20 protein-coding genes and 2 tRNA genes are annotated in these 20,859 nt (G+C 61.9%); 14 read left to right on the plus strand and 8 right to left on the minus strand.

Annotated elements, in window-relative coordinates:
- From pepN to AC1RDS_RS06335, 3 genes are all read left to right on the plus strand, one after another.
- Entirely contained in the window at window positions 1-2,727 is a 2,727-nt protein-coding gene (pepN, locus tag AC1RDS_RS06325; protein ID WP_348683394.1) for an aminopeptidase N, read from the plus strand.
- Window positions 2,728-2,737: 10 nt separating this feature from the next.
- Window positions 2,738-3,745 carry a class 1 fructose-bisphosphatase gene (locus AC1RDS_RS06330; protein WP_026437633.1) on the plus strand — a complete coding sequence of 336 codons (1,008 nt, stop codon included), beginning with the start codon at window positions 2,738-2,740 and terminating at the stop codon, window positions 3,743-3,745.
- 12 nt (window positions 3,746-3,757) lie between these two features.
- Window positions 3,758-3,833, plus strand: a tRNA-Thr gene (locus tag AC1RDS_RS06335).
- Between the two features lie 327 nt (window positions 3,834-4,160).
- On the opposite strand, the gene AC1RDS_RS06340 is transcribed toward AC1RDS_RS06335, so the two are convergent.
- Both AC1RDS_RS06340 and def read right to left on the minus strand, forming a co-directional pair.
- Entirely contained in the window at window positions 4,161-5,327 is a 1,167-nt protein-coding gene (locus AC1RDS_RS06340) for a DUF4382 domain-containing protein (RefSeq protein ID WP_348683396.1), read from the minus strand.
- Between the two features lie 268 nt (window positions 5,328-5,595).
- Window positions 5,596-6,135 (minus strand): peptide deformylase, encoded by a 540-nt coding sequence (gene def, locus AC1RDS_RS06345; RefSeq protein ID WP_092696547.1) that lies wholly within the window; start codon window positions 6,133-6,135, stop codon window positions 5,596-5,598.
- Between the two features lie 86 nt (window positions 6,136-6,221).
- On the opposite strand from def, the gene AC1RDS_RS06350 reads away from it, so the two are divergent.
- The 5 genes from AC1RDS_RS06350 to AC1RDS_RS06370 all read left to right on the plus strand — a co-directional run bounded on the left by AC1RDS_RS06350 (window position 6,222) and on the right by AC1RDS_RS06370 (window position 9,411).
- Window positions 6,222-6,650: a YbaN family protein gene (locus AC1RDS_RS06350; RefSeq protein ID WP_348683398.1), complete on the plus strand. Its 429-nt coding sequence runs from the start codon at window positions 6,222-6,224 to the stop codon at window positions 6,648-6,650.
- 54 nt (window positions 6,651-6,704) lie between these two features.
- Window positions 6,705-6,780: transfer RNA gene (locus tag AC1RDS_RS06355), tRNA-Asn, on the plus strand.
- Window positions 6,781-7,033: 253 nt separating this feature from the next.
- Window positions 7,034-7,768, plus strand: a complete 735-nt coding sequence (gene aat / locus AC1RDS_RS06360; protein WP_092696726.1) for a leucyl/phenylalanyl-tRNA--protein transferase — start codon at window positions 7,034-7,036, stop codon at window positions 7,766-7,768.
- 17 nt (window positions 7,769-7,785) lie between these two features.
- Window positions 7,786-8,571 carry an arginyltransferase gene (locus AC1RDS_RS06365; RefSeq protein WP_348683400.1) on the plus strand — a complete coding sequence of 262 codons (786 nt, stop codon included), beginning with the start codon at window positions 7,786-7,788 and terminating at the stop codon, window positions 8,569-8,571.
- 30 nt (window positions 8,572-8,601) lie between these two features.
- Window positions 8,602-9,411 (plus strand): IclR family transcriptional regulator, encoded by an 810-nt coding sequence (locus AC1RDS_RS06370; RefSeq protein ID WP_348683402.1) that lies wholly within the window; start codon window positions 8,602-8,604, stop codon window positions 9,409-9,411.
- A gap of 36 nt (window positions 9,412-9,447) precedes the next feature.
- On the opposite strand, the gene AC1RDS_RS06375 is transcribed toward AC1RDS_RS06370, so the two are convergent.
- From AC1RDS_RS06375 to AC1RDS_RS06400, 6 genes are all read right to left on the minus strand, one after another.
- Window positions 9,448-10,518, minus strand: a complete 1,071-nt coding sequence (locus tag AC1RDS_RS06375; protein WP_348683404.1) for a serine hydrolase — start codon at window positions 10,516-10,518, stop codon at window positions 9,448-9,450.
- 114 nt (window positions 10,519-10,632) lie between these two features.
- Window positions 10,633-12,171 (minus strand): 2-isopropylmalate synthase, encoded by a 1,539-nt coding sequence (locus AC1RDS_RS06380; protein WP_092696542.1) that lies wholly within the window; start codon window positions 12,169-12,171, stop codon window positions 10,633-10,635.
- A 207-nt stretch (window positions 12,172-12,378) separates the two neighbouring features.
- Window positions 12,379-13,212 (minus strand): CDP-diacylglycerol--serine O-phosphatidyltransferase, encoded by an 834-nt coding sequence (pssA, locus tag AC1RDS_RS06385; RefSeq protein WP_092696541.1) that lies wholly within the window; start codon window positions 13,210-13,212, stop codon window positions 12,379-12,381.
- 201 nt (window positions 13,213-13,413) lie between these two features.
- A complete protein-coding gene (ilvC, locus tag AC1RDS_RS06390; protein WP_005796248.1) occupies window positions 13,414-14,430 on the minus strand; it encodes a ketol-acid reductoisomerase in 1,017 nt (338 codons plus the stop codon).
- 158 nt (window positions 14,431-14,588) lie between these two features.
- Complete coding sequence (gene ilvN, locus AC1RDS_RS06395) at window positions 14,589-15,080, minus strand: acetolactate synthase small subunit (protein WP_015013659.1); 492 nt, start codon at window positions 15,078-15,080, stop codon at window positions 14,589-14,591.
- 143 nt (window positions 15,081-15,223) lie between these two features.
- Window positions 15,224-17,014, minus strand: coding sequence for an acetolactate synthase 3 catalytic subunit (locus AC1RDS_RS06400; protein ID WP_348683407.1), 1,791 nt, complete (start codon window positions 17,012-17,014; stop codon window positions 15,224-15,226).
- 284 nt (window positions 17,015-17,298) lie between these two features.
- On the opposite strand from AC1RDS_RS06400, the gene AC1RDS_RS06405 reads away from it, so the two are divergent.
- The 6 genes from AC1RDS_RS06405 to AC1RDS_RS06430 are packed head-to-tail and all read left to right on the plus strand — an operon-like array spanning window position 17,299 to window position 20,787.
- Complete coding sequence (locus AC1RDS_RS06405; RefSeq protein ID WP_092696725.1) at window positions 17,299-17,868, plus strand: RNA polymerase sigma factor; 570 nt, start codon at window positions 17,299-17,301, stop codon at window positions 17,866-17,868.
- Window positions 17,865-18,305, plus strand: a complete 441-nt coding sequence (locus tag AC1RDS_RS06410; protein ID WP_348683408.1) for a DUF3619 family protein — start codon at window positions 17,865-17,867, stop codon at window positions 18,303-18,305. Before AC1RDS_RS06405 ends, AC1RDS_RS06410 begins: the two co-directional genes overlap by 4 nt.
- A gap of 19 nt (window positions 18,306-18,324) precedes the next feature.
- Window positions 18,325-19,200 carry a DUF3106 domain-containing protein gene (locus tag AC1RDS_RS06415; protein WP_348683410.1) on the plus strand — a complete coding sequence of 292 codons (876 nt, stop codon included), beginning with the start codon at window positions 18,325-18,327 and terminating at the stop codon, window positions 19,198-19,200.
- 5 nt (window positions 19,201-19,205) lie between these two features.
- A complete protein-coding gene (locus tag AC1RDS_RS06420; RefSeq protein ID WP_348683412.1) occupies window positions 19,206-19,745 on the plus strand; it encodes an RDD family protein in 540 nt (179 codons plus the stop codon).
- Between the two features lie 51 nt (window positions 19,746-19,796).
- A complete protein-coding gene (locus tag AC1RDS_RS06425) occupies window positions 19,797-20,201 on the plus strand; it encodes a diacylglycerol kinase (protein WP_092696536.1) in 405 nt (134 codons plus the stop codon).
- Window positions 20,194-20,787, plus strand: coding sequence for an LOG family protein (locus AC1RDS_RS06430; protein WP_348683414.1), 594 nt, complete (start codon window positions 20,194-20,196; stop codon window positions 20,785-20,787). Before AC1RDS_RS06425 ends, AC1RDS_RS06430 begins: the two co-directional genes overlap by 8 nt.
- Window positions 20,788-20,859 lie beyond the last annotated feature (72 nt).

Consider the following 20,859-nt stretch of genomic DNA (forward strand, 5'->3'; position numbering starts at 1 on the left):
ATGTTGCAACTGCGTGACGGCCAGGGCCAGGCGCCCGCCATCCACCGCGCCGACTACCAGGCCCCGGCCTGGTGGATCGACACCGTCGACCTGACGTTCGACCTGGACCCCGCCAAGACCCGCGTGCTCAACAAGATGCGCCTGCGCCGCAACCCCGACGTGGCGGCACAGCCGCTGCGCCTGGACGGCGAAGCGCTGAACCTGGCGCGCGTCATGGTCAACGGCGGCGGCACCTCGTTCAAGATGGACGGCAACCAGCTGGTGCTGGAGAACCTGCCCGAAGGCGCCGAGCCCTTCGACCTGGAAATCTTCACCACCTGCGCCCCGGCCAAGAACACACAGCTCATGGGCCTGTATGTGAGCCAGGGCACGTTCTTCACGCAGTGCGAGGCCGAGGGTTTTCGCCGCATCACCTACTTCCTCGACCGGCCGGACGTGATGGCCAGCTACGCCGTCACGCTGCGCGCCGACAAGGCCCAGTACCCGGTGCTGCTCTCCAACGGCAACCTGGTGGACAGCGGCGCGCTCGAAGACGGCCGCCACTTCGCCAAGTGGGTCGATCCGCACAAGAAGCCCTGCTACCTGTTCGCCCTGGTGGCCGGCAAGCTGGTGGCACGCGAGCAGAAGATCAAGAGCCGCTCGGGCAACGACCACCTGCTGCAGGTGTATGTGCGCCCCGGCGACCTGGGCAAGACCGAGCACGCCATGAACGCGCTGATGCACAGCGTGACCTGGGACGAAGCCCGCTTCGGCCTGCCGCTGGATCTGGAGCGCTTCATGATCGTCGCCACCAGCGACTTCAACATGGGCGCCATGGAAAACAAGGGCCTGAACATCTTCAACACCAAGTATGTTCTGGCCAGTGAGGCCACCGCCACCGATACCGATTTCGCCAACATCGAAAGCGTGGTGGGCCACGAGTATTTCCACAACTGGACGGGCAACCGCGTCACCTGCCGCGACTGGTTCCAGCTGTCGCTGAAGGAAGGCCTCACGGTCTTCCGCGACCAGGAGTTCAGCCAGGACCTGGCGGGCAGCCCCTCGGCCCGCGCCGTCAAGCGCATCGAGGACGTGCGCGTGCTGCGCACGGCGCAGTTCCCCGAGGACGCAGGCCCCATGGCCCACCCCGTGCGGCCTGACAGCTACATCGAGATCAACAACTTCTACACCGTCACCATCTACGAAAAGGGTGCCGAGGTAGTGCGCATGCAGCACAACTTGGTGGGCCGCGAAGGTTTTGCCAAGGGCATGAAGCTGTACTTCGAGCGCCACGATGGCCAGGCCGTGACCTGCGACGACTTCGTGCAGGCGATTGCCGATGCCAACCCGCTCAGCCCGCTGGCGCAGCACCTGCCGCAGTTCAAGCGCTGGTACAGCCAGGCCGGCACGCCCCGCGTGCGCGCCACCGGCCACTACGACGCCGCCACGCGCAGCTATGCGCTCACGCTGTCGCAGAGCTGCGCGCCCACGCCCGGCCAAAGTGAGAAGCAGCCTTTCGTCATCCCGGTGGAGCTGGGCCTGATCGACGCGGCCACAGGCGCCGCCCTGCCCTTGCAACTGGCGAACGAAGCCGGTGCGGTCACCACCTCCCGCGTGGTGGTGCTGACCGAAGCCTCGCAGACGTTGACCTTCACGAACCTGGATGCCGAGCCCGTGCCTTCGGTGCTGCGCGGTTTCAGCGCCCCCGTGGTACTGGACATCGAGTACACCGATGCCCAGTTGCTCACGCTGCTGGCCCATGACGCTGACGCGTTCAACCGCTGGGAGGCAGGCCAGCGCCTGGCACTGCGCACCGCTATCCATGCAATAGCTGATAGCGAACAGCAGACGGGTGCCCACGGCCGTTTCGACCGCAATATTCTCTCGCCAGAGTTTGTCGAGGCCATGCGCTCCGTGCTGCGCAATCCGGCCCTGGACGCGGCCTTCAAGGAACTGGTCCTTACGCTGCCGTCCGAGACCTACATCGCCGAGCAGCTCGACGTGGTCGATCCCCAGCGCATCCACGCCGTGCGCGAAGCCATGCGCGAGCAGCTGGCCCTGTCGCTGCAGCCCGACTGGGCCTGGGCCTGGGAGCAGCACCAGGACACCGGCGGCTACCGCCCCGACCCGGTTTCGTCCGGCCGCCGCGCGCTCAGCGGTCTGGCGCTGCACATGCTGTGCATCGCGGCCCAGCGTACGGGCGATGGGGTCTGGCCCGGCAAGGCGTATCAGCGCTTCAAGGTGGCAGCCAACATGACCGACCGCTTCAACGCCCTGACCGCGCTGGTGGCCAGCGGCAGCGAGCTGGCCGCCCCCGCCCTGGCGCGCTTTCACACGCTGTTCAAGGACGAGCCGCTGGTCATCGACAAGTGGTTTGCCCTGCAGGCGGGCGCGCCCGACCGCGCTGGCAACGTGCTACCCACCGTGCGCCAGCTCCTGCAACACCCGGACTTCAGCCTCAAGAACCCCAACCGCGCGCGCAGCGTGATCTTCAGCTACTGCAGCGCCAACCCGGGCGCGTTTCACCGTGCGGACGCAGCAGGCTACGTGTTCTGGAGCGACCGCGTGATCGAGCTCGACGCCCTCAACCCACAGGTAGCCGCCCGCCTGGCCCGCGCCCTGGACCGCTGGAAGAAACTGGCCGAACCCTGGCGCAGTGGCGCCCGCGAGGCCATCGCCCGCGTGGCCTCACGCCCCGACCTGAGCAACGATGTGCGCGAGGTCGTCACCCGCGCACTGGCCGATTAAGGAGATATCCATGGCAAACAAAGTCAGCCTGACCCGCTACCTCGTCGAACAACAACGCGTGGACGGCCTCATTCCCGGCCAGTTGCGCCTGCTGCTCGAAGTGGTGGCACGCGCCTGCAAGAGCATCAGCCACGCCGTCAACAAGGGCGCCCTCGGGGGCGTGCTCGGCAGTGCCGGCAGTGAGAACGTGCAGGGTGAAGTGCAGAAAAAGCTCGACATCATCGCCAACGAGGTGCTGATCGAGGCCAACGAATGGGGTGGCCACCTCGCCGGCATGGCCAGCGAAGAAATGGACGGCATCTACGTAGTGCCCAACCGCTATCCCAAGGGCGAATACCTGCTGCTGTTCGACCCCCTCGACGGCTCCAGCAACATTGACGTCAACGTGAGCATCGGCACCATCTTCAGCGTGCTCAAGATGCCCGAGGATGACCGCGGCGTGGACGAAGGCGATTTCCTGCAAAAGGGCAGCCAGCAGGTGGCCGCCGGCTATTGCGTCTATGGCCCGCAAACCACGCTGGTGCTCACCGTGGGCGACGGCGTGGCCATGTTCACGCTCGACCGCGAGCAGGGCTCGTTCGTGCTGACGCAAGAGAATGTGCGTATTCCTGAAGACACGAAGGAATTCGCCATCAACATGAGCAACATGCGCCACTGGGACGAACCGGTCAAGCGCTACATCGACGAATGCCTGCAGGGCAAGGAAGGCCCGCGCGGCAAGGACTTCAACATGCGCTGGATCGCCAGCATGGTGGCCGACGTACACCGCATCATGACCCGCGGCGGCATCTTCATGTACCCCTGGGACAAGCGCGAACCCAACAAGCCCGGCAAGCTGCGCCTGATGTACGAGGCCAACCCCATGGGCTGGCTCATCGAGCAGGCCGGCGGCGCCGCGACCAACGGCAAACAACGCATCCTCGACATCCAGCCCACCCAGTTGCACGAACGAGTCAGTGTGATTCTGGGTTCAAAAAATGAAGTCGAGCGGGTGACAAGCTACCATTCCACGCTATAATCGCAGGCTTACGCCGGTGTAGCTCAGTCGGTAGAGCAGCTCATTCGTAATGAGAAGGTCGGGTGTTCGATTCATCTCTCCGGCACCAAGTCAGTAAAAAACCCCGCTATCGAAAAGGTAGCGGGGTTTTTATTTTTGCGCTCGATGCAAGACGACTCTTACGGAAAGTCTCCGGACATCGAGAAAGCCCCCCCGACAACATTCGCCTGCCAGTGGCCTCATCTTGCGTCTCCCGTTCGGAACTGTCGAAGTCTTGCCAGCGCAGGCTACCGCGCAGCCCCCTCAACGAAAAGGGGCCGCACACGGCGGCCCCAATGATTGCATTGCTAGCAGCTCAATAGCCAACAACGCTTGACTGGCAGGCGCCAGGTTTCATTTCGGCGTGAAATGCCTTATGCCCCGGGCGCCCTGCCCCTCACGGGAAGGTGAAGTTGGTGGCGACACTGCTTCCGGCGGCGAGTGCGGGCAGCACGACGTCCTTGTCGGCAAAGCCAGGCAGGCTGGCGCGCAGGGTATACCGGGCGGCCGCCTGCGTGTTGGCCGTAAATGCCAACGGCGTGGGCGCTGCGGCATAAGCGGCAACGAGCGGTGCATTGACCGGCAGCGAGAAGGCATACGCACCTGTGACGCTGTCCACATACTGCCCGTCGATTTCCACGGCGATACCCGTCAGCGACTGCAGGGCGCGCACCAGGGTATCCGCCGGTGCAGTACCGGTTGCGCTGGCGCTGGCCGATGCAGCCAGGGCGATGGGCGATGCCGCACTGGCCACCGGGGTCACGGTTTCCGCCACCACAGGCACACCCGTCACCACGGCGGAGGTACGGCCGGAAGCCGCCATGACCAGGGTGTAGTTGCCCGGGGCCACCGGTTGCAGCAGGAACTTGCCGGTGCTGTCAGGCACGGTCGCCTTCACGATGGTGCCGTTGGGGAGTTGCAGCGACACCCGCGTAGTGCCAGCGCCCAGTGCCGGGTCGACATACCCCTGCACACCCGACACATAGCGCGGAATGACCGTCACCACCGGCTTGAGCAGGTACTGGCCCGAACCGCCGGCCCGAACCACCGACTTGCAGGCATCGAAGTCCAGCACGAAATCGGCCATCTTGTTCGCGGCGATATCGATATTGATGTTGGTCTTGACACCCGACTGCTGGCCGCTGGGGGTCTTGAGCGCCACTTCAGTGCCCCCGGTGGGCATCACCGAATTGGCCAGCGGTTGGGTGGTGCTGTTGTCAGCCAGCACCAGGCGCATCTGGGTGTACTTGCCCGCAGGCAGGGGAATCTGCCCCAGTTCCATCAGCACGCCATTGGTGAGACTGAGCAGATCCACCCGACGGGCGGGGTTCAGCACGATCTCGGACCAGCCGGCATCAGCATCACCGGCGCTGCTGCTCTGGTGAACACGAATTTTCGAGACCGTCACGTTCACGGTGTCATAGCCACAGCTAGGTGCATCGGTCAACGCCAGGCGCAGCGTGCCGCTACCGGCGGTGTTGTCACCGCCACCGCCCCCGCAGGCAGCCAAGCCGGCAAGCAGGACGGCACCCGCAGCGAATTTCAGATTTTGGAGCAATTTCATGTTGGACCTCTCGGGTTAGCGCGCTGCCAGAACAGCGCACGTGGATGTGAATTTTTCACATCAAGAGAATAAGTGCCCCAAAACCCCGAACCTGTAGGACAAAGCCTTTAGCAGCGCAACAAATGTGACAACGTGCGAACGAATGTGCGACAGCACACGATCCATCGCCGTCAGGCAGGGCATCAACCTGCAAGGCCACCCCCATCAGGATGGTCAGCAGTGAGGTGAAACCGTCATGAACCGCAAACAACGCCCCACCTTCCGGCACCTATTCATCCTGCTCCGCGCCCATCTCCGGAAACAGCACCTCGGTATATCCAAACTGCGCAAAATCACGCACCCGCATGGGATACAACTTGCCCACCAGGTGATCGCATTCGTGCTGCACTACGCGGGCATGAAACCCTTCTACCGTCCGGTTGATCGGGTCGCCATAGGGGTCAAACCCGCTATAGCGAATGCGCGACCAGCGCGGCACCTTGCCACGCAATCCTGGCACCGACAGGCACCCCTCCCAGTCTTCATCTTCCGCATCGCCCACCGGGTCGATCACCGGATTGACAAGCACCGTGGGCGGCACCAGCGGCCGATCAGGGTAACGGGGATTGGGGTTGGCAGAGCCAAAAATCACGACCTGCAGATCCACACCGATCTGAGGGGCGGCCAAACCCGCACCGTTGACGGATCGCATGGTTTCGAACATATCGCGCACCAACAGATGCAGCGCATCGGTATCAAATTCAAGGACAGGCTGAGCGATGCGCAACAAGCGTGGATCGCCCATTTTCAAGATGGTATGAATGGTCATGACAGCAGCAGTTCAAGGCGTGCATGATGGGTTGGTTGAGCATAACGCGCGCGCAAGGCCATTGCCCCCATGCACAATTGCATTCAATGGCCTCACCCACCGACGATCCTCCCGACACCCGGACGCCCACGGAGCTACCGCTACCGTTGCGCTGGCTGCTGAAGGTTTTTGCGGTCCTGTGTCTGATTCTGGGTCTGGTAGGGGTATTTGTGCCTGGGCTGCCAACCACCGTTTTCATCCTCATGGCCGCCTGGGCCGCAGCCCGCTGTTCGCCAGCACTGTATCGATGGCTTTGGCATCATCGCCTGTTTGGCCCCATGTTGCGCAACTGGGCCAACGGTGGCTGCGTGAGCCGCCGAGCCAAGTGGAGCGCCACCTTGATGATGGGGCTGAGCAGCATCATCCCGTCGTTCACCCAAGCGCCCCTCTGGGCCGTGGCACTGGCAAGCATTTGCATGGCCTGCGTACTGGCATGGCTGTGGCGCAGACCTGAGCCTGCTCGGAATTCTGCCTGATGCACGGCATTCACGCAGAAATGCACATTTTTATGTATATAATTTAAGTCTTGTTCCTCGATAGCTCAGTCGGTAGAGCGCCGGACTGTTAATCCGTAGGTCCCTGGTTCGAGCCCAGGTCGAGGAGCCAATACTGGCAGCCAAAGGCTACCCTTCTGGGTGGCCTTTTTGCTTTGCAGTACCGCACTAGCAAAAGACGGTACGGCTCGCGCGCGATATCTCCACCCCTCTTGCGTGCCTACGCCAGCTGCAACTGATTTGGCCATTCCGATGCCCTCCCCGATTGAGCGCCGTGCGGGTGGCGAAAATGCATGTGCAGCCATCACATCACACATGACGGGTCCTTTGCCACACAATCGAACGCCGCCCTGAAGCCTCGCAACATGCCCCCTCAACTGCCCTGGCTGGAGCCAGAGGACCTTCTGCCCGACCCCTCCACCGCCTGGGGAAAGACCAGCCCCGCTCCGGGCCTGCTGGCAGCGGGAGGAGCCCTTGATGTGGCCCATTTGCACGCTGCCTATGCTCAGGGCACCTTTCCCTGGTTCGGCATAGGCCAGCCCATTCTCTGGTGGGCGCCTGACCCCCGCATGGTTCTGAAGGTGGCCGATTTCCGGCTGCATCGGTCCTTGCGAAAAACCCTGCAGAGATTTCGCGCCAGCGCAGCCTGTGAAATCCGCATCGACTCGGCCTTTGGCCAGGTCATCCGGGCATGTTCCAGCACACCACGGGATGGTCAGAACGGCACCTGGATCGTCCCCGAGATGGTGGTTGCCTACGAAGCGCTGCATGCGCATGGAACGGCCCACAGCGTCGAGACGTGGGTGGATGGAAAGTTGGCAGGGGGCCTATATTGTGTGGCGATCGGCGGCGCCATCTTTGGCGAATCCATGTTTTCCCACGCTACCGATGCCTCCAAGATCGCACTGGCGGCACTGGTTTGCATGTGTCTGCGCAACGGCATTGAACTGATTGACTGCCAACAAAACACCGCGCATCTGGCATCCCTGGGCGCACGCGAAATGCCACGCGCTGAATTCATGCAACACGTGCAGAAGCAGACCACCCAGCCCCCGATGGCATGGCACTTTGAGCCCGTATACTGGAATGCGCTGCTGTAATCGGCGGTACCCACGGCATGACGCAACTCAACGACCTACCGCTGCAAACGCTCCAGTTTTACGCAACGGCACCCTACCAGTGCAGTTATCTGCCCGACCGGCAGGCGCGCTCCCAAGTCGCCACCCCCAGCCATCTGATTCAAGGCGATATCTATTCGAACTTGGTGGCCCAGGGGTTCAGGCGCAGCGGCATGTTCACGTATCGCCCTTATTGCGACGGCTGCCAGGCGTGCGTACCCCTGCGCATCAAGGCCCACGATTTCAAGCCCGATCGCAGCCAGCGCAGAGCTGCGGCACGCCATGGGCACCTGCAGGCACGGGTGCTGAGGCTTTGTTTCGTTCCTGAGCACTACCACCTGTATCGGCGGTATCAGAATGCCCGCCATCCCGGCGGAGGCATGGACCACGACAGCGTTGACCAATACACGCAGTTTCTGCTGCAAAGCCAGGTGAACACCCGCCTCGTGGAGTTTCGCGAAGTCGATGCATCGGGCGAGGCGGGTCCGCTGAAGATGGTGTCCATCCTCGATATCCTGGAAGACGGTCTCTCGGCCGTGTACACCTTTTATGCGCCGGAACCACATTGCAGCTACGGCACCTACAACGTGATGTGGCAGATTGAGCAGGCTCGCTCCCTGGGCTTGCCCCATGTCTACCTGGGCTACTGGATCCAGCAGAGTGCCAAGATGAACTACAAAGCCCGGTTCATTCCCCACGAGATTCTGGAGGCCGACCAGTGGATCTGCCCGACTGATCAGCATGCAGGTGGTGCCCCACGGCACACATCAAATTTCACAAGATAAAATTACAAACTCTCCCCCATATTCCACCCCATGAAGAAAAAAGATCCAGGCATCCCCGTGAAGCCCAGCGTTCAGGTGCTGGAACGCATGTTCACGCTGATGGATGTACTGGCATCACGCGAAGAAGCAATTTCGCTCAAGGAAATCAGCGAAAAGACAGGCCTGCATCCTTCGACGACCCATCGCATCCTGAACGACCTGACGATTGGCCGGTTCGTTGACCGGCCCGAGTCAGGCAGTTACCGGCTGGGCATGAGACTGCTGGAGCTGGGCAATCTCGTCAAGGCACGCCTGAGTGTGCGCGACGCGGCACTTGGCCCGATGCGCAATCTGCACAAGCTCATTCAGCAGCCGGTGAATCTCAGCATGCGCCAGGGCGATGAAATTGTTTATGTCGAGCGCGCCTATAGCGAGCGATCTGGCATGCAGGTGGTGCGCGCCATCGGCGGGCGCGCACCGCTGCACCTCACATCCACTGGCAAGCTGTTTCTGGCGCTCGACGATCCGCAACGCGTGCGCGCCTATGCCACGCGCACCGGACTGGCCGGGCACACACGCAACAGCATCACCCAGCTTCAGACACTTGAACGAGAACTGGCCAAGGCACGCCAATACGGCATCGCCCGTGACAATGAAGAGCTGGAACTTGGTGTGCGCTGCATGGCGGCAGGCGTCTTTGACGATCAGGGCAAGCTGGTGGCCGGCCTGTCCATATCGGCCCCGGCCGATCGCCTTGATGAAGGCTGGCTGCCCAAGCTTCAGGCCACCGCCCATGAGATCTCCCTGGCTCTGGGCTACCTCTCTACCCAGGACACAACCCGCACGAACCGCGAATCCTGAACCAGCAGCAGAAGGTTTGCGCAATAAGGCTTAAGATCAGCCCGCGCGGGCGGCCTGCAGTTTGGCGCCCAGCGTGGGCAAGGATTCCACCCAATGGCGCACACGCTGCGCATCTCCCAGCCGGCTGAACTTGCCTGCCGAGTCAAGAAAAACCATGATGAGCTTGCGCCCAGCAATATGGGTCTGCATCACCAGGCACCGGCCCGCTTCCGAGATATACCCCGTCTTCTGCAACCCGATCGTCCATTCCGGATTCTTCACCAGTCCATTGGTATTGTTGTACTGCAGTGTCCTTTGCCCCACTGCGACCTCATAACCGGGAGAGGTGGAAAACTCCCGCATGACCGGATCCCCGTGGGCCACGTTCACCAGCCGGGCCAGATCGCGGGCACTCGACTGGTTGCGGCTAGACAGCCCGGTGGGCTCGACATACTTCGTGTCGATCATGCCAATCGAACGCGCTTTGCTGTTCATCAGTGCCACAAAAGCATCGAGTCCGCCCGGATAGGTCCGGCCCAGTGCGTGCGCAGCGCGGTTTTCACTGGACATCAGCGCCAGATGCAGCATCTCGCCACGCGTCAAGGTGGTGCCTACGCTCAGGCGCGAACGGCTCCCCTTTTCCGTATCCACATCATCCTGGGTAATGGTCAGGGGCTCGTCCATGGGCAAGCCGGCCTGGGTGATGAGAAGGCCCGTCATCAACTTGGTCAGCGATGCGATGGGAAGCACCGCATGGTCGTTCTTGCTGACCAGAACCTCGTTCGTGTCCTGATCAATCACGAATGCCACACTGGACTTGAGATCGAGGGGATCGGCAACTTGGTGAAGTCCAGCCATCTGACCAAAAGTCGGCTTGGCCGGCTCATAGGCAACCCGCACGGGGGCCTTTGCAGTGCGCGCCGTGGCACGCACCGCCTTGCCCGCGCTGGCAGCCTTGCGTGGCGCTGCGGCACGCTTGGCGCTGACGGTCTGGGCTTGGTGCTTCTTGGCGACGGGTTTCTTCCGTTCGCTCGCCTGGGCGGAGGGCGATAGCAGCGCAACGCTGACAACAAACAGGCCAAAAATCTGGAAGAGACGATTCACTGCAGTGGGGCGGCGATGGTGCATCAGAATGCTCCAAACGGTAATAAGTGTGGGCAGTGTACAGAATTGAAAAAAGTCGCGCAAGATCAATACGTTGCACGACTTTTCAATAAAGTGAGTGAATTACAGGTTCACATCTCAGCCCTGTGCTGCGACACGGTCGGATTTGCTTTGCAATTTGTTCAACGCGCTCAGGTAGGCTTTGGCTGACGCAACCACGATATCGGGGTCAGCTCCCACACCGTTCACCACCCGACCGCTGTTTTGCAAGCGCACCGTGACCTCCCCCTGGCTCTCGGTCGAACCGCTGATGGCGTTCACCGAGTACAGAACCATTTCAGCACCACTCTGGACATGCGATTCGATGGCCTTCAGCGACGCATCCACCGGGCCATTGCCGTCGGATTGCCCGCGTACCTCCTTGCCATCCACCGTGAACACAATCGAAGCCTGCGGCCGCTCGCCGGTCTCGCTGTGCTGCGCGAGCGAAACAAATCCAAATTGCTCCTTCTCGCTGGTCACGCTTTCATCACTCACCAGCGCCAGGATATCTTCGTCAAAGATTTCACTCTTGCGGTCGGCCAGCTCTTTGAACTTGGCGAAGGCGTTGTTGACGTCGGTTTCGCTTTCGAGCTGCACACCCAATTCCTGCAAGCGCTGCTTGAAGGCATTGCGTCCACTCAACTTGCCCAGAACGATCTTGTTGGCGCTCCAGCCTACATCTTCCGCCCGCATGATTTCATAGGTGTCACGGGCCTTCAGAACACCGTCCTGATGAATACCGCTGGCGTGGGCAAAGGCATTGGCCCCCACCACGGCCTTGTTGGGCTGCACCACAAAGCCCGTGGTCTGGCTCACCATGCGACTGGCCGCCACGATGTGCCTGGTGTCGATTCCCACGTCCAGCCCGTAGTAGTCGCGGCGCGTCTTGACCGCCATGACCACTTCTTCGAGCGAGCAGTTGCCTGCGCGCTCGCCCAGACCATTGATAGTGCACTCCACCTGGCGTGCGCCGCCGATCTTCACTCCAGCCAACGAATTGGCCACCGCCATGCCCAGATCGTTGTGGCAGTGCACCGACCAGATGGCCTTGTCGCTGTTGGGCACCCGTTCGCGCAGGCTCTTGATGAAGTTGCCGTACAGCTCGGGCACGGCATAACCCACGGTGTCAGGCACATTGATCGTGGTGGCGCCTTCGGCAATGACGGCTTCGATCACGCGGCACAGGAAATCCGGGTCGCTGCGATAACCATCCTCGGGACTGAACTCGATATCCCCCACCAGGTTGCGGGCAAAGCGCACCGACTGCTTGGCCTGCTCCAGCACCTGCTCGGGTGTCATGCGCAGCTTTTTCTCCATATGCAGCGCAGACGTCGCGATAAAGGTGTGGATACGTGCACTGGCCGCGCCCTGCAGGGCCTCGGCGGCGCGCGCGATATCGCGATCATTCGCGCGCGACAGCGAGCAGATGGTCGAATCCTTGATCGCGTTGGCTATCGCCTGCACCGCCTCGAAATCCCCGTTGGAGCTGGCAGCAAAACCGGCTTCGATCACGTCCACCTTCAGGCGTTCGAGCTGGCGGGCAATGCGCAGCTTCTCGTCCTTGGTCATCGAGGCGCCGGGCGATTGCTCGCCATCGCGCAAGGTGGTGTCAAAAATGATGAGTTTGTCAGCCATTTGGTCTCTCCTGGTACTGGTGGGGTTGCCCGCAACGTCGAAATTCTGGCGCCCAAAACAAAAGGCCCGTTGCGGGTGCATACGGGCCTTTGTGGAAAAAGTGTGCGCGTGCGCCTACCGTCTCCGCCCGTGGGGAGGTAGCAGTAGGGCCAGTGCAAACGTGTTCATGCGGATCAATGTAGCACAGTTTTCTGCATACCGCCGCCATCACTTGTGCAAACCCCGCTCATCGGGCTCATCGGTCGATATGCTGATCACGCTGCTGTGCTGTCCCTTGGCCTTGCGCCACGCATACACGGCATAGCCGCTCAGGCCGTACAGTACGAACACGCCAAACAGGACAATGGGCGGATGGATGTTGATGACGGCAATGCCCAGGGCAATCAGCACGATGGCGGCGAAAGGCACGCTCTTTTTCATCTGCACGTCCTTGAAGCTGTAGAACGGCACATTGGTCACCATGGTGAGGCCCGCATACAGCGTGAAGGCAAACATGACCCAGCTCACCTGCGACCATGTCAGCCAGGCGTCCTGGTCGCGGTGCACCCCCAGCTCGGTCAGCAACCAGATGAAACCCGCCACCAGCGCCGCAGCGGCGGGCGATGGCAATCCCTGGAAATAGCGCTTGTCCACCACGCTGGTGTTGACGTTGAAGCGCGCCAGGCGCAGTGCAGCGCAGGCGCAATATACGAAGGCGGCAATCCAGCCCCAGCGGCCCAGCCCCCGGAGCGACCACTCGTATGCAATCAGGGCAGGCGCCGCGCCAAACGACACCATGTCGGACAGCGAATCCATCTGTTCGCCGAAAGCGCTCTGGGTGTTCGTCATGCGGGCCACGCGGCCGTCCAGGCTGTCCAGCACCATGGCACAGAACACACCCACGGCCGCCATGTCGAAACGTCCGTTCATGGCCATCACGATGGAATAGAAACCACCGAACAATGCCGCCAGCGTGAACAGATTGGGCAGGATGTAAATGCCCTTGCGCCGCTTGCGCACCATCACACCAGCATTCTCGGTGGATTCATTGCCATCATGCATCAAATAGACCTCCAGCCCTTGCCTGTCAGGCGCAAGAAGCTCTCAAATTTATAGCGTTCGATTTTGACCCGCTGTGCTGGCAGAACGCCGCACGGGTACCAGGCGAGGGCAGCAGTGTAGCGCCAGTCAACACCGTGCCCGCCCACAAAAAAGGCCACCGAAGTGGCCTTTGGATGCTGGCAATGCCTTGGCGAGGCAGCATCAGTTGCGGGTCTGATCGACCAGCTTGTTCTTGGCGATCCAGGGCATCATGGCGCGCAGCTGGGCACCCACCACTTCGATGCTGTGGTCGGCCGTGTTGCGGCGACGAGCCGTCATGCTCGGGTAGTTCAGGCGGCCTTCCTGGATGAACATCTTGGCGTAGTCGCCGTTCTGGATGCGCTTCAGAGCGTTGCGCATGGCGGCGCGCGACTGCTCGTTGATGACTTCGGGACCGGTCACGTACTCGCCGAACTCGGCGTTGTTCGAGATCGAGTAGTTCATGTTGGCAATGCCGCCTTCGTAGATCAGGTCCACGATGAGCTTGAGCTCGTGCAGGCACTCGAAGTAGGCCATCTCGGGGGCATAACCGGCTTCGACCAGGGTCTCGTAACCCATCTTGATCAGCTCGACGGCGCCACCGCACAGCACGGCCTGCTCGCCGAACAGGTCGGTCTCGGTCTCTTCCTTGAAGTTGGTCTCGATGATGCCGGCCTTGCCGCCACCGTTGGCCATGGCATAGCTCAGGGCCAGGTCGCGGGCCTTGCCGGACTTGTCCTGGTGCACCGCCACCAGGTGGGGCACGCCGCCACCCTGGGTGTAGGTGTTGCGCACGGTGTGGCCAGGGGCCTTGGGCGCCACCATCCACACGTCCAGGTCGGCGCGGGGCACGACCTGGTTGTAGTGCACGTTGAAGCCGTGGGCGAAAGCCAGCGAAGCGCCTTGCTTGATATTCGGGGCCACATTGTTGGTGTAGACCTCGGCGATCTGCTCGTCAGGCAACAGGATCATGACCACGTCAGCGGCCTTCACGGCATCGTTGACTTCCATGACCGTCAGGCCGGCCTTGCCGACCTTGTCCCACGAGGCTCCGCCCTTGCGCAGGCCGACCACGACCTTCACGCCGCTGTCGTTCAGGTTTTGTGCATGGGCGTGGCCCTGCGAGCCGTAGCCGATGATGGCAACGGTCTTGCCCTTGATCAGGCTCAGGTCACAGTCTTTGTCGTAGAAAACTTTCATGGGTCGCTCCGGTTGAAATTCGTATGGGGTTGAAAAATAAACAGTCGATTGTCTTACATCGGATTTGGATTCGGCCGGATGGTTAGGCGGGGAGCCGCAGACAGTGCTTTAGCACCGCAAGGCTCTCCAACGACGCCAGCCGGTCGAAGGCAAATCCGTTACACGCGCAGGATGCGCTCGCCGCGACCGATGCCGCTGGCACCGGTGCGCACGGTTTCCAGGATGGCCGTGCGATCGATGGCTTGCAGGAAAGCATCGTTCTTGGACTGGTCACCGGTGAGCTCGATGGTGTAGCTCTTTTCGGTCACGTCGATGATGCGGCCACGGAAGATGTCGGCCATGCGCTTCATCTCCTCGCGCTCCTTGCCCACCGCGCGCACCTTCACCATCATGAGCTCGCGCTCGGTGTAAGCACCTTCGGTGAGATCCACCACCTTCACGACCTCGATGAGGCGGTTCAGGTGCTTGGTGATCTGCTCGATCACATCGTCGGAGCCCGTGGTTTGGATGGTCATGCGCGAGAGCGATGCATCCTCGGTGGGCGCCACGGTGAGCGATTCGATGTTGTAGCCACGGGCCGAGAACAGGCCCACGACGCGGGAAAGAGCACCAGGCTCGTTTTCCAGCAGAACAGCAATGATGTGTTTCATGATGAGAGATTCCTCTTTTCGCTGCCCTCCCCCGCGCACGGTAATGCGCAGGCTTGACAGGCAATAGATTCGTCAAAAAATTGAACGCTACCCATTCGATAGCTAAGAGCGCATGCAGGGCATACGCCAGAGGCCAATTTGTCTTAAAGGTCTTCCGACCCGAGCAACATCTCGGTAATGCCTTTGCCGGCCTGCACCATCGGGAACACGTTCTCGGTGGGGTCGGTGCGGAAGTCCATGAACACCGTGCGGTCCTTGAGTTTGCGGGCTTCGCGCAGCGCGGGCTCCACGTCCTTGGGGTGCTCGATCAGCATGCCGACGTGGCCATAGGCCTCGGCCAGCTTCACGAAGTTGGGCAGCGCGTCCATGTAGCTGTGGCTGTAGCGGCCGGAGTATTCGATCTCCTGCCACTGGCGCACCATGCCCAGGTAGCGGTTGTTGAGCGAGCAGATCTTGATCGGCGTGTTGTATTGCAGACAGGTGGACAGTTCCTGGATGTTCATCTGCACCGAGCCTTCGCCGGTGATGCAGAACACCTCGGATTGTGGCTTGGCCAGCTTGATGCCCATGGCATAGGGAATGCCCACACCCATGGTGCCCAGGCCACCGGAGTTGATCCAGCGGCGTGGCTCGTCAAAGCGGTAGTACTGCGCAGCCCACATCTGGTGCTGGCCCACATCGGACGTGATGTAGGCGTCCGCGTCCTTGGTCATGTTCCACAGCGTCTCGACCACGTACTGCGGCTTGATCACGTCGCCGCTGCCCATGCTGTACTTGAGGCAGTCGCGCTTGCGCCAGCCTTCTATGGTGTCCCACCAGGCAGCCAGGGCTCCGGCATCCGGGCGGGTGCTGCTCTCGCGGATCATGGAAATCAGCTCGGTGAGCACGTCCTTCACGTCGCCGACGATTGGAATGTCGACCTTCACGCGCTTGGAGATGCTCGACGGGTCGATATCGACGTGGATGATCTTGCGGTCGTTCTGCGCGAAGTGCTTGGGGTTGCCGATCACGCGGTCGTCAAAGCGCGCACCCACGGCCAGCAGCACGTCGCAGTTCTGCATGGCGTTATTGGCCTCGATGGTGCCGTGCATGCCCAGCATGCCCAGGAACTTGCGATCCGACGCGGGGTAGGCGCCCAGGCCCATCAGCGTGTTGGTGACGGGGTAGCCCAGCATGTCCACCAGCGTGCGCAGCTCGTTGGTGGCATTGCCCAGCAACACGCCACCGCCGGTGTAGATGTAGGGGCGCTTGGCCGCCAGCAGCAGCTGCAGCGCCTTGCGGATCTGGCCGCCATGGCCTTTGCGCACCGGGTTGTAGGAGCGCATTTCCACGCTCTGGGGGTAACCGGTATAGGCAACCTTCTTGAACGATACGTCCTTCGGAATATCGACCACCACGGGGCCGGGTCGGCCGGTGCGGGCGATATGAAAGGCCTTCTTCAGCGTCATGGCCAGATCGCGCGGGTCCTTGACGAGGAAGTTGTGCTTCACGATGGGGCGCGTGATGCCCACCGTGTCGCATTCCTGGAATGCATCCAGGCCGATGGCCGCCGTGGGCACCTGGCCGGAGATGATCACCATGGGAATGCTGTCCATGTAGGCCGTGGCAATGCCCGTGACGGCATTGGTCAGCCCGGGGCCCGAGGTGACCAGCGCCACACCCACCTCGCCGGTGGCGCGGGCATAGCCGTCGGCGGCATGCACCGCGGCCTGCTCATGGCGCACCAGGACGTGCTGGATCGTGTCTTGCTTGTAGAGCGCGTCGTAGATATAGAGAACTGCGCCGCCGGGGTAGCCCCAGATGTACTGCACGTTCTCGGCCTGCAGCGACTTGACGAGGATTTCAGAACCCATGAGGTCCTGCGAGCCGGAGGCGGGAGAATTGCCGTGGGAGGCAGTGGCTGCCGATGTGAGTTCAGCCTTGGAGATTTCCATGATCAACCTTTGTGAATTTCTCTGACGAAAAACCTTGGGTGCTCCTTACAAGCGCTCTTGTGAAGCCAGCTCGGAACTTGAGGCCAAGGACATGGGCGGGATGATTGCCGCGCCGGACCGTGACCCGTTTGCCTTTTGAATTGCAGTTGGAATTATCGCACTGCAACACGCGCAAAACCAGCCGCTTCCAAAAAAATCGGAGGGCAATGCAATAATCGAACAGTTGCGCGGGCTGCACCGCGCTTTCACGCATGACTGCATCGCCCCTTCCGGGCTGCTTCCTCTTGGCCACTGAACAAGAACTCTCCGACTTCCTCAAAAGTGTAGAAAGGCGCGCATTCAAGCGCTCGCTCTACCACGTCCGCAATGAGGAAGCGGCCCTGGACATCGTCCAGGACAGCATGCTCAAGCTGGCCGAGCATTACGGCGACAAGCCCACGAGCGAATTGCCCATGCTGTTTCAGCGCATCCTGTCGAACTGCACACTCGACTGGTTTCGCCGCCAAAAGACCCGCAATGCACTGTTTTCGAGCATGAGCGACTTTGACGGACCCGGAGAAGACGGCACGGAATTTGATCTGCTCGAAGCCTACACCGGCCCAGACAATGGGGAGCGGGCCGAAAGCGCGGAAGATCTGACCCGGCGCGCACAGATCTTCAAGGGCATTGAAGAAGAAATCGAGGCGCTGCCGGCACGTCAACGGGAAGCGTTTCTCATGCGTTACTGGGAAGAAATGGATGTAGCAGAAACAGCAGCCGCCATGGGTTGCTCCGAAGGCAGCGTCAAGACACACTGTTTTCGTGCAGTACAGACTCTCGGCAAGGCGCTGAAGGCAAAAGGAATCGAACCATGAACACCGCAAACACCCCCTCCCATGAAATGGCGGCGGATCGTTTTGCCCGCCGCATCACTGCACGGTTAAGCAGTGGAGCGAATGATCTGCCCTACGATATTTCCGAGCGGTTGCGCGCGGCCCGCACGCAGGCGCTGGCCAAGCGCAAAGTCACCGTTCAGGTGCGTCGCGTTGCACCCGCCGTTGTGCACTCGGGCCATGCCGCAGCGCTCGGTGGTGGCAGCGAACGGGGTGGCTGGTGGAGCGCCCTGGTTTCGGCGGTTCCCGTGATGGCACTGCTGGTGGGTCTGGTAGTCATCAATGTGGCCCAGGACGAACAGGGAACGAACGAGGTGGCGGAAGTGGATGCCGCCCTGCTGACCGACGAGTTGCCCCCAGCGGCTTACTCCGACCCGGGTTTTGTACAGTTCCTGAAAACCGCCCATTCCAGCAACTGATCGACTTCTCTTTTTCTGAATGCACGCAAGCCCCCCCGACGACCACCCCACCATGCCAGCCTTCGTGCTGGCTTTGGTGCTTTTGGGTGCGTTTGCAGCCGGCGGCATGGCGGTGCTCAACCAGGTGCGCATGGCGCCGGGCACCTTGGTACCCGTGGCCGCGCTGGCCTCCAGCCCCAATGGCAAAGGTGCAGGCACGGTAGTCCATCCGTCCAGACAACCCCCTGCGGGTCCGGGCTGGGAGGTTCTGAACACTCCGCAAAAACTGGCGCTCTACCCTCTCGCGGAACGCTGGGCGCTGCTCAGCGAAGCGCAGAAACGGCGCTGGCTCGCCCTGGCCCAGAATTTCCCCACGCTCCCAGAACATGAGCAGGAAAAACTCCACGACCGCATGACGGAATGGGCCAGCCTGAGCGTGCAGCAGCGCAACCAGGCACGGCTCAACTATGCCGACTCCAATCGCCTGGCCCGTGACAACAAGCTTGCCCAATGGCAGGCTTACCAGGCGCTGAGCGATGAAGAAAAGCGCAAGCTGGCTGCGCGCGCGGCCCCCAAGCCGCAAGGTGCAGCCACTGCGCTCAAACCGGTTTCCCCCCGCAAGCTGGCACAGATTCCGGCGGCCTCGGAGGCCAACCCCAATCGCCCCAATCAGCCCAAGATCCCACCGGTACAAAGCCTCTCGCCACGGTTGGCGAAGCCAGCACTGTCCACCCCTGCCGCTGCGGGGCACGGAAGTGATGCACCGGTTTCACCACCCCCAGCCTTGGTGGAAACCACCCCCGTCAACGTCCCGATGGCTGTGCCAATCACGCTGCCACCACTGCCGGCTGCGCCAGTTGCCAGCGACCATGCGACCCCGGCCGTACCCGATGCGCCCCTCCTGACTCCCCAGTAATTTGCATGCCCGTCCTGCCCCCGCCTGAAGCGCTGCCTTCCCCGGTCCCCGTCCCCACGAACCTTCAGGCCCCGAGCCTGGTCCGCCGCATGGCATGCTGGATGTATGAAGGCATCCTGATGTTCGGCGTGGTCTTCATCGCCGGCTACCTGTTTGGCACCCTGAGCCAGACCCGCAATGCCCTGGACAATCGCCACGCCCTGCAGGCCTTCCTGTTTGTGGTGTTTGGCATCTACTTCACCTGGTTCTGGGCCAAGGGGCAGACCCTGGCCATGAAAACCTGGAACATCCGCGTGGTGGACCGTGGCGGCCGCCCGCTCACGCAGGCGCGTGCGCTGCTGCGCTATGTTCTTTCCTGGCTGTGGTTTCTGCCGCCATTGGCCGCGGTGGCACCCTTTTCGCTACCGGGCGGTGAAGCCACGGTGATCATGCTGGGCTGGGTCGCCGTGTGGGCGCTGCTGAGCCGCTTTCACCCACAGCAACAGTTCTGGCACGACGCACTGGCGGGCACCCGCCTGGTGCACCACGAACCTGTCAAAAAATAAACTTGCTCGGATACGCCCTTGCCGGACACATCCGGCCCCGACAATTGCCGCATGCCATCACTAGACTCCCCGCACCCCGCCAACCCTCAGAAAGCCCGGACTGGACTGAACCGGGTCTGGCATGCCACGGGCTACTCCATCGCAGGCCTGCGTGCCGGCTGGAACGAAAAGGCGTTTCGCCAGGAAGTCATTGCGGCCGTGGTCCTGGTTCCGCTGGCGTTCTGGCTGGGCCGCAACTGGATGGAGGTGGCGCTGCTGGCCGGGTCGGTCATCATCGTGATGATCGTCGAGCTGCTCAACACCGGCATCGAGACCGCCATTGATCGCATCGGCCCCGAGTGGCATGACCTGTCCAAGCGTGCCAAGGACATGGGCAGCGCTGCGGTGCTGCTGTCGCTGCTGCTGTGCATCGGCATCTGGTGTGCCGCTCTTTTTCAGAGGTTTTTCCATGGCTGAACCCGCTTTCTCCATCTGCGTGTACTGCGGCTCGCGTCCCGGTGAGAATCCGGCGTTTTCCCAGGCCGCCCATGCCGTGGGCCAGTGGATCGGCTCGCATGGTGGCCAGCTCGTGTACGGCGGTGGCCTCAGCGGCCTCATGGGCACGGTGGCCGAGGCCACACGCCTTTCCGGTGGCCGGGTGGTGGGCGTGATACCGCAGACGCTGGTGGACAAGGAACTGGCCAATCGCCAGTGTGACGAGTTGCACATCGTGCAGACCATGCACGAGCGCAAGGCCATGATGGCCGAGCGCAGCAACGCCTTTGTGGCGCTGCCCGGCGGGATTGGCACCTTCGAGGAACTGTTTGAAGTCTGGACCTGGCGCCAGCTGGGCTACCACGACAAGCCACTGGGCCTGCTCAACGTGGGCGGCTACTACGACGGTCTGCTGGCCTTTTTGCAGACCAGCGTGGCGAGTGGGTTCATGAGAGGGTGGCAGATGGACCTGCTGCACATCGCAACCGGCAGCGACGCCCTGCTGCGCACCCTGGTGCAGTCGGCGGGCCACAGCCTGGAGCAGGTACCGCTGCGCTCGGTGATCTGACAGCCCGCAAAACGAGCGCGGCCCAAGCCAGCGCCCCCGCGCAAGGGCCGCCCCGCCGCGCTGGGGGCGCCC

Source organism: Acidovorax sp. GW823-FHT02H02 (genome assembly GCF_058797075.1).

What these genes read in the sequence shown, in the direction of transcription:
- pepN (WP_348683394.1), top strand. Translation starts at nt 1, where the DNA reads ATGTTGCAACTGCGTGACGGCCAGGGCCAGGCGCCCGCCATCCACCGC.
- AC1RDS_RS06330 (WP_026437633.1), top strand. Translation starts at nt 2,738, where the DNA reads ATGGCAAACAAAGTCAGCCTGACCCGCTACCTCGTCGAACAACAACGC.
- AC1RDS_RS06340 (WP_348683396.1), bottom strand. Translation starts at nt 5,327, where the DNA reads ATGAAATTGCTCCAAAATCTGAAATTCGCTGCGGGTGCCGTCCTGCTT.
- def (WP_092696547.1), bottom strand. Translation starts at nt 6,135, where the DNA reads ATGACCATTCATACCATCTTGAAAATGGGCGATCCACGCTTGTTGCGC.
- AC1RDS_RS06350 (WP_348683398.1), top strand. Translation starts at nt 6,222, where the DNA reads ATGGCCTCACCCACCGACGATCCTCCCGACACCCGGACGCCCACGGAG.
- aat (WP_092696726.1), top strand. Translation starts at nt 7,034, where the DNA reads ATGCCCCCTCAACTGCCCTGGCTGGAGCCAGAGGACCTTCTGCCCGAC.
- AC1RDS_RS06365 (WP_348683400.1), top strand. Translation starts at nt 7,786, where the DNA reads ATGACGCAACTCAACGACCTACCGCTGCAAACGCTCCAGTTTTACGCA.
- AC1RDS_RS06370 (WP_348683402.1), top strand. Translation starts at nt 8,602, where the DNA reads ATGAAGAAAAAAGATCCAGGCATCCCCGTGAAGCCCAGCGTTCAGGTG.
- AC1RDS_RS06375 (WP_348683404.1), bottom strand. Translation starts at nt 10,518, where the DNA reads ATGCACCATCGCCGCCCCACTGCAGTGAATCGTCTCTTCCAGATTTTT.
- AC1RDS_RS06380 (WP_092696542.1), bottom strand. Translation starts at nt 12,171, where the DNA reads ATGGCTGACAAACTCATCATTTTTGACACCACCTTGCGCGATGGCGAG.
- pssA (WP_092696541.1), bottom strand. Translation starts at nt 13,212, where the DNA reads ATGCATGATGGCAATGAATCCACCGAGAATGCTGGTGTGATGGTGCGC.
- ilvC (WP_005796248.1), bottom strand. Translation starts at nt 14,430, where the DNA reads ATGAAAGTTTTCTACGACAAAGACTGTGACCTGAGCCTGATCAAGGGC.
- ilvN (WP_015013659.1), bottom strand. Translation starts at nt 15,080, where the DNA reads ATGAAACACATCATTGCTGTTCTGCTGGAAAACGAGCCTGGTGCTCTT.
- AC1RDS_RS06400 (WP_348683407.1), bottom strand. Translation starts at nt 17,014, where the DNA reads ATGGAAATCTCCAAGGCTGAACTCACATCGGCAGCCACTGCCTCCCAC.
- AC1RDS_RS06410 (WP_348683408.1), top strand. Translation starts at nt 17,865, where the DNA reads ATGAACACCGCAAACACCCCCTCCCATGAAATGGCGGCGGATCGTTTT.
- AC1RDS_RS06415 (WP_348683410.1), top strand. Translation starts at nt 18,325, where the DNA reads ATGCACGCAAGCCCCCCCGACGACCACCCCACCATGCCAGCCTTCGTG.
- AC1RDS_RS06420 (WP_348683412.1), top strand. Translation starts at nt 19,206, where the DNA reads ATGCCCGTCCTGCCCCCGCCTGAAGCGCTGCCTTCCCCGGTCCCCGTC.
- AC1RDS_RS06425 (WP_092696536.1), top strand. Translation starts at nt 19,797, where the DNA reads ATGCCATCACTAGACTCCCCGCACCCCGCCAACCCTCAGAAAGCCCGG.
- AC1RDS_RS06430 (WP_348683414.1), top strand. Translation starts at nt 20,194, where the DNA reads ATGGCTGAACCCGCTTTCTCCATCTGCGTGTACTGCGGCTCGCGTCCC.